At 63.6% G+C, this 6,279-nt stretch carries 9 protein-coding genes; 1 reads left to right on the forward strand and 8 read right to left on the reverse strand.

The annotated features are described in order from the left end of the window. Positions 1-2: 2 nt before the first annotated feature. From ENZ75_RS35600 to rplS, 7 genes are all read right to left on the reverse strand, one after another. Positions 3-131 (reverse strand): hypothetical protein, encoded by a 129-nt coding sequence (locus ENZ75_RS35600; protein WP_281040756.1) that lies wholly within the window; start codon positions 129-131, stop codon positions 3-5. A gap of 117 nt (positions 132-248) precedes the next feature. Then, positions 249-884 (reverse strand): class I SAM-dependent methyltransferase, encoded by a 636-nt coding sequence (locus tag ENZ75_RS17160; protein WP_063169534.1) that lies wholly within the window; start codon positions 882-884, stop codon positions 249-251. A gap of 54 nt (positions 885-938) precedes the next feature. After that, positions 939-1,748 carry an amino acid ABC transporter permease gene (locus ENZ75_RS17165; protein WP_027163295.1) on the reverse strand — a complete coding sequence of 270 codons (810 nt, stop codon included), beginning with the start codon at positions 1,746-1,748 and terminating at the stop codon, positions 939-941. 201 nt (positions 1,749-1,949) lie between these two features. Further along, positions 1,950-2,747 (reverse strand): transporter substrate-binding domain-containing protein, encoded by a 798-nt coding sequence (locus ENZ75_RS17175; RefSeq protein ID WP_013528864.1) that lies wholly within the window; start codon positions 2,745-2,747, stop codon positions 1,950-1,952. Between the two features lie 177 nt (positions 2,748-2,924). Then, positions 2,925-3,434: a MarR family transcriptional regulator gene (locus ENZ75_RS17180; RefSeq protein ID WP_013528863.1), complete on the reverse strand. Its 510-nt coding sequence runs from the start codon at positions 3,432-3,434 to the stop codon at positions 2,925-2,927. Next, positions 3,431-3,844 (reverse strand): organic hydroperoxide resistance protein, encoded by a 414-nt coding sequence (locus ENZ75_RS17185; protein ID WP_013528862.1) that lies wholly within the window; start codon positions 3,842-3,844, stop codon positions 3,431-3,433. The genes ENZ75_RS17180 and ENZ75_RS17185 overlap by 4 nt, the downstream gene beginning before the upstream one ends. A 156-nt stretch (positions 3,845-4,000) precedes the next feature. Beyond that, entirely contained in the window at positions 4,001-4,552 is a 552-nt protein-coding gene (gene rplS / locus ENZ75_RS17190; RefSeq protein ID WP_013528861.1) for a 50S ribosomal protein L19, read from the reverse strand. Positions 4,553-4,881: 329 nt separating this feature from the next. Here rplS and ENZ75_RS17200 point away from each other — a divergent pair, with 329 nt between their 5' ends. Continuing rightward, complete coding sequence (locus ENZ75_RS17200) at positions 4,882-5,634, forward strand: sulfite exporter TauE/SafE family protein (protein WP_063169535.1); 753 nt, start codon at positions 4,882-4,884, stop codon at positions 5,632-5,634. On the opposite strand, the gene trmD is transcribed toward ENZ75_RS17200, so the two are convergent. Next, positions 5,616-6,278 carry a tRNA (guanosine(37)-N1)-methyltransferase TrmD gene (gene trmD / locus ENZ75_RS17205; RefSeq protein WP_128278197.1) on the reverse strand — a complete coding sequence of 221 codons (663 nt, stop codon included), beginning with the start codon at positions 6,276-6,278 and terminating at the stop codon, positions 5,616-5,618. The two genes, ENZ75_RS17200 and trmD, sit on opposite strands and share 19 nt — an antisense overlap. Position 6,279: the final 1 nt, after the last annotated feature.

A 6,279-nucleotide genomic window follows, 5' to 3' on the forward strand; every position in this document is an offset into this window, starting at 1 on the left:
GCCTAGGGTAGTCGGCTGGTCAGCGCCCCGGACACGCGCGCGGAGAAGCGCGACGGCAGGCGTTTTCTGTCCTGCAGCACGAACCCCTTGTAGGCCGGATCGCCAAAAAGCTCTTCCATGGCGTGGCTCATATCAATGTTTTGGGTTTTCGGCAATTGGAAGCTGCCTTCGCAGAACTCGGGTTCCTCGTCCTCACTTCCACACCTTCAGGGGGAGAGGAAGGAAGCCAAGATCGGAGAACGCGCCGCTCAGATCACTTCAAACACAAAAGTCTTCACCAGCGCATCCGGCTCGGCGATCGCATAGCAGCGGAACCACGGGCTTTCCTCGACCGGCCGCCATTTCCCAGTCTGCTCCAACTCATCGAACACCGCCTGGAAGCCGCCGCTCTCGAACACCCGGTCGCGCACGGTGAAGATCGCATGGCCGCCCTTGCGGGTGATGCGCACCAGTTCGTGCAGGCCTGTCGCCGGCGCATGGCTGATGGTGAACACGCCTGTCGAGAAGAAGGCGCGGAAATACCCGTCCGGCCACGGCAGCGGACCGCCCAGCATTGCCTGCTTCAGTTCGCTGTAGGCATTGCGGCTGCCGGCGATCTTCAGCATATCGTCCGAGAGGTCGAGCCCCGCAATGTCGCGGTAGCCGAGCGCATTCAGCGACGGTCCCGACAGGCCGGTGCCGCAGCCGGCATCGAGCAACGGGCCATCGCCCGCCGGCACATGGCGCGCCACCCAGGCGGTGATCAGGAAAGGCAGGAGGTAGCCGAGCGAGGCGGTCTCGCTGTCATAGGTCCCGGCCCATGCGGCATAGGCCTCTTCAAGCGCTTCCGGCGTGTCGGCCGTATAGACGGAATCCAGCGCCGCATTGGCTTTGTCGACGATCATGGGACCTCCTCAACGGGAATGCTCGGGGATCGTAGCGCTGCCTTGGCCGAAAAACTATTCCTCGTGCTGGCGGCGCAGCCGCCGTTCCAGCGCCCTGAGCGCCAGCGACAGGCCGACGGTCAGGATGAGGTAGATGTAGGCTGTTATCGAATAGGTCTCGAAGAAGCGAAAGGAGCCGGCGGCGTAGACCTTGCCCATCTGCGTGATGTCGGCAACGCCGAGCACCGAGACCAGCGAGGAATCCTTGACCAGTGCGACGAAATCATTGCCGAGGGGCGGCAGGATGGTGCGGATCGCCTGTGGAAACACGATGAGCCGGAAACGCTGCGCGCGGGTCAGCCCGAGCGCCTTCGCCGCTTCGATCTGGCCCTTCTCCACCGCCTGGATGCCGGCCCGGAAAACCTCCGAGATGAAAGCCGAATAGCCGATGGTCAGCGCCATGATGGCGCGCCACAACAGCGACACGTCGCGCACCAAAAGCTCGCCGAACAGGCCGGCGCTTTGCAGCGGCGCGGTCAGCGCGTTCCAGGCCGCGACGAAGGCCGGCGCGCCGGCAAAGGCGATCCAGAACAACAGCACCAGGATCGGCACGCCGCGGATGATCTCGACATAGAAGCGCGCGATCTGGCGCAGCCAGCGCGAACCCGACATTCCCATCAGCGCGATGCCGAGCCCAATGGCCGACGCCAGCACGAAGGCAATCACGGTGACGAAGATGGTGACGCCGATGCCCTTGGCGACCGTGGCGAACACCTGGGCATAGAGATTGCTGGTGGCGACGAAGACGGCCACCGCGATCGCGATGGTCACGGCCACGACGAGCCACCAGGGGAAGTCGGCTTTGGAGGAAGAGGCGGGAGGCATCAAAAGGATTGCGCCAAGGCAGCCCCCTCTGGCCTGCCGGCCATCTCCCCCTCAAGGGGGGAGATTGGCAGCTTCGTCGACGGCACTCTTTTTACAACTTTGGTGATTGGTGAAAGCGGAAAAAACAGCCAATCTCCCCCCTTGAGGGGGAGATGCCCGGCAAGGCAGAGGGGGGCGTTCAAGCGCGAAGTCAGTGCGAAATCACTGCCCCATCTTGTAATCAAGAAACCACTTCTTGTTCAGCGCATCGAACGTCCCGTCCGCCTTCAACGCCGCAATCGCCGCATTGACCGGCTTCACCAGGTCGGAACCCTTCGGGAAGATGAAGCCGAAATCCTCGGTGCCGAGCGGTCCGCCGATCAGCTTCAGCTTGCCCTCGGAGGCGTCGACATAGCCCTTCCCCGCGGTGCCGTCGGTCAAGACGACGTCAACGTCGCCGGATTTCAGTGCCTGCACCGTGGCGCCGAAGGTCTCGAACAGCTTGATGCGCGGGTTCTGCTCATTGCCGTCGAGCACGCTGTAGACGGCGGTGTAGAAGGGCGTGGTACCGGCCTGCGCGCCGATCAGCCCATCCTTGAAGGCGCCGAAGGTCTTGGCGTCGGTGAAACGGCTTTCATCGCCGCGCACCAGCATGAACTGTTCCGAGCGCATATAGGGGTCGGAGAAATCGACCTTCTCCTTGCGGTCGTCCTTGATGGTGATGCCGGTCATGCCGATGTTGTACTGGTTGTCGGAAACCGCCTGGATCATCGCGTCCCAGGATGTGTTCTGGTACTCGACGGCGAAATTCAGCCGCTTGGCGATCTCGTTCATCGCATCATATTCCCAGCCGATCTGCTTGCCGGTCTTGGCATCGATGAACTGCAGCGGCGGATAGGCGTTTTCGGTCACAACCACCACCTTTTTGCCGCCGAGGTCGGGCAGCGCCTGCGCAAAGGCGGCAACGGGTACCAGGACGAGGGCAAGCAGGCCTGCCAGCAGCAGTTTCGATTTGGTCATGACACACTCCCCGGAAATTGAAGGACCCGGGCACGGCCGGGCTTGTAGGAAAATCCGGCGCCGACTTTAGCTTTCCGCAAGCGTCATGCAAGACGGTCCGCTGCGTCAGCGCGCGCGAAAAGGGATTCCGATGCCTTCATTTCCGGGATTCAGGAATGAACGGTGTCGCGGCAGCGATCAGCTCCGCTTCACGATGCCGGCATCCGCCTTGCGCAAGCCGGAGACGAACCGTGTCAGCGTGCGGTGCAGGGATTTCAACTCGTCGGCATCCAGCGGCAGGTTGCAAAGCATCGCCGCCGGCACGCTTTTGGCCTGCTCACGCAACGCTTGTCCCTTCGCTGTCGGCTCGACCAGAACCCGGCGCTCGTCGGCGGGGTCGCGCCGGCGTGTGACCAGGCCACCGGCCTCCAGCCGCTTGAGCAGCGGCGTCAGCGTCGCCGAATCCAGCCCGAGCGCTTCGCCAAGCTCGCCGACCGTGCTTGGAGCCCGTTCCCAGAGCGCCAACATGGCCAGATATTGCGGATAGGTCAGGCCGAGCGGATCGAGCAGCGGGCGGTAGAGCTTCGTCATCAGCCCGCTTGCCGAATAGAGCGCGAAGCAGAGCTGTTGGTCGAGCCGCGGAACGTGAAACGTCCCGGTGGCCTCCGCCGGGACGTCCCTGGTGCTCTTTGTCGTCTTTTCCGTCATGCCGCCTTTACCGAAAGCGCTACGTCGACATTGCCCCTGATGGCGTTGGAATAGGGGCAGATCTTGTGCGCCTCCGATACAAGCGCTTCCGCCGCCGCCTGATCAAGGCCTTTCGTTTCCGCCGCGAGCGCGACACCGAGCTTAAAGCCTTCGCCATCGGGAAGCAGGCTGACGGTGGAGGTTACCCCGGCATCCGTCAGCGACAGCTTCTGTTTGCGCGCGACAAAGCGGATGGCGCTTTCGAAGCAGGCGGCATAGCCGATAGCGAACAGTTGCTCGGGATTGGTGGCGCCCCCCGGCCCGCCGAGTTCTTTGGGCATTGCCAGATCGACCTTGAGCAGACCGTCGCTGGTCTCGCCATGGCCGGCGCGGCCGCCGGTGACGTGAGCCTGTGTGGTGTAGAGTGCCATATCAAATCTCCAATTACTTTGTGCGCGATTATTTAGTTCACAAAGTAATGCGCCGTCAACAGCCGGATCCTGTGTCTGGCGCTGAAAGCGTTCACAGTCTGGTGAAACGAAAAAAGGCGGCCGAAGCCGCCTTTTTGAATGGGATTTCCGAAAACCTTATTCGGCAGGGGTCGCTTCTGCGGCGGCCTTGGCTGCTGCTTCGGCCTCGGCGGCGGCCTTCTTCTCGGCGGCGTCCTGGGCGGCCTTCTCGACGGCCAGGGCCTCGGCTGCTGCCACCTTCTCGGCTTCGATACGGGCCTTCTCGGCGTTCAGCGCATCGCGCTCCTCATCGTTCAGCTTGCGGGCGCGCACGCCGGTGTTTTCAGAAATACGGGCCGATTTGCCGCGACGATCGCGCAGGTAGTAGAGCTTGGCGCGACGCACCTTGCCGCGGCGAACGATCTCGACGCCTTCAACCATCGGCGAGTAGACCGGGAACACGCGCTCGACACCTTCGCCGTAGGAAATCTTGCGAACCGTGAAGTTCTCCTGGAAGCCGGCGCCGGCGCGGGCGATGACGACGCCCTCATAGGCCTGGACGCGGGTGCGGGTGCCTTCGGTCACGCGGACCTGGACGCGCACGGTGTCGCCGGGCTGGAATTCGGGAAGCTTGCGCTTGGCTTCGATCTTGGCGGCCTGTTCGGCCTCGAGCTGACGGAGAATATCCATCTCAAAAGTCCACTTCTTGTTCTTCCGACAGTCAGAGCGTCCGACACTCGCCTTGCAGTTCCATTGACCGCTTGGCTATGCCTTTTGTCTCCAAGACATTTGTCTTTGAAACATCAGGCAGGGGCGACTACACCGTCATTGTTGACGGGTCCGGCAGATTCTTTCTGGCCGGTACGGGCGGGCACATACAGCTATTTCGCCGCTTTGTCACGCCTTGGGCGCGCATTTTCTGCTCGCATGGCACCATCGTAATCCTGCCGTGCCGGGTTGCGCCGGTCGTTCAGGCTTTCTAAAGCCTGAAATAACACAGTTTTGAGCGGCCGCAATTCATGTCTGTCTTCGATGCCATCGTGCTGTTTCTAGCGGGCTTTCTGTCAGGCGCCGCCAATGCGGTCGCCGGTGGCGGCACCTTCATCACCTTCGGCGCCATGACGTTGGTCGGCCTGCCGCCGATCGTTGCCAACGCCACCTCCTCGGTGACGCAATTTCCAGGCTACATCACCTCGACCCTCGCCTACTCGGCCGATATCAGGCACTTCTGGCGCGGCGCGCTGCTGCTGTGCCTGATCTCGGCCGTGGGCGCACTGGCCGGCGCTCTGATCCTTTTGGCGCTCGACAATCCCTCGTTTCGCGCTCTGGTGCCGTGGCTGCTGCTAGCCGCGACGGCCCTGTTCGCCGCCGGCCCCTGGCTGAAACCAGTGCCAAAGCCCGGCCATGAAGCGGCGGTGGGCTCGCTGGCCGGCTCGCTCGCGCAGTTTCTCACCGCCATCTATGGGGGCTTCTTCGGCGCCGGCATGGGCGTGATGATGCTGGCGACGCTCGGCCTCACCCAGGCCGGCGACTATCACCGGCTGAACGCGTTGAAGAACATGCTGGCCATGGTCATCGCCGCTGTCGCGATCGTCGTCTTCGTCTCGGGCGGCGTCGTCGCCTGGCCGCAGGCGATCATCATGATCCCGGGCGGCGCGCTCGGCGGCTATGCCGGCGTCTGGATCGCCAAGCGGGTGCCGCAAAACGCCGTGCGCGGCTTCGTCGTCGCCGTCGGCCTGTTTTTGGCCTTCTATTATTTTGCCAAGGGCTGAGCAGCGGCAAGCAGGTCCGGACGCCTCTCGGCTGTCAGTCTTTCTGACTCCGCCCGCCGCCAGGCGGCGATCTTCTTGTGATTGCCGGAAATCAGGACCTCGGGAATGTCACGGCCTTCGAACTCCTGCGGCCGCGTATAGTGCGGATGTTCGAGCAGGCCGTTTTCAAAACTCTCTTCCTCGCCCGACATCGCGTTGCCCATGACCCCGGGCAGCAGCCGCACCACCGCGTCGAGCAGCACAAGGGCGGCCGGCTCACCACCCGAGAGAATGAAATCGCCGATCGAGACTTCCTCCAATCCCCGCGCGTCGATCACCCGCTGGTCGACGCCTTCGAAGCGGCCGCACAGGATGACGGCGCCCGGCCCAGCGGCCAGCTCGCGCACACGCGCCTGGGTCAGCGGCTTGCCGCGCGGGCTCATCAGCAGCCGGGGCCGCGCATCGCCTTCCGGCGAAGCATGGTCGATGGCTTTCGCCAGCACGTCGGCGCGCATCACCATGCCGGCGCCGCCGCCGGCGGGCGTGTCGTCGACGGTGCGATGGCGGTCGGTGGCGAAGTCGCGGATCTGGATCGTCTCCAGCGACCACGTCCCGGCCTCGAGCGCCCGGCCGGCCAACGACAGGCCGAGCGCGCCGGGAAACATC

The sequence above is a fragment of the Mesorhizobium sp. M7A.F.Ca.CA.002.04.1.1 genome (genome assembly GCF_004022805.1).
Classification (GTDB): Bacteria; Pseudomonadota; Alphaproteobacteria; order Rhizobiales; family Rhizobiaceae; genus Mesorhizobium; species Mesorhizobium ciceri.

Excerpts from the sequence above, each read along its gene's own strand:
- ENZ75_RS35600 (WP_281040756.1), bottom strand. The coding sequence starts at position 131 with ATGAGCCACGCCATGGAAGAGCTTTTTGGCGATCCGGCCTACAAGGGG.
- ENZ75_RS17160 (WP_063169534.1), bottom strand. The coding sequence starts at position 884 with ATGATCGTCGACAAAGCCAATGCGGCGCTGGATTCCGTCTATACGGCC.
- ENZ75_RS17165 (WP_027163295.1), bottom strand. The coding sequence starts at position 1,748 with ATGCCTCCCGCCTCTTCCTCCAAAGCCGACTTCCCCTGGTGGCTCGTC.
- ENZ75_RS17175 (WP_013528864.1), bottom strand. The coding sequence starts at position 2,747 with ATGACCAAATCGAAACTGCTGCTGGCAGGCCTGCTTGCCCTCGTCCTG.
- ENZ75_RS17180 (WP_013528863.1), bottom strand. The coding sequence starts at position 3,434 with ATGACGGAAAAGACGACAAAGAGCACCAGGGACGTCCCGGCGGAGGCC.
- ENZ75_RS17185 (WP_013528862.1), bottom strand. The coding sequence starts at position 3,844 with ATGGCACTCTACACCACACAGGCTCACGTCACCGGCGGCCGCGCCGGC.
- rplS (WP_013528861.1), bottom strand. The coding sequence starts at position 4,552 with ATGGATATTCTCCGTCAGCTCGAGGCCGAACAGGCCGCCAAGATCGAA.
- ENZ75_RS17200 (WP_063169535.1), top strand. The coding sequence starts at position 4,882 with ATGTCTGTCTTCGATGCCATCGTGCTGTTTCTAGCGGGCTTTCTGTCA.
- trmD (WP_128278197.1), bottom strand. The coding sequence starts at position 6,278 with ATGTTTCCCGGCGCGCTCGGCCTGTCGTTGGCCGGCCGGGCGCTCGAG.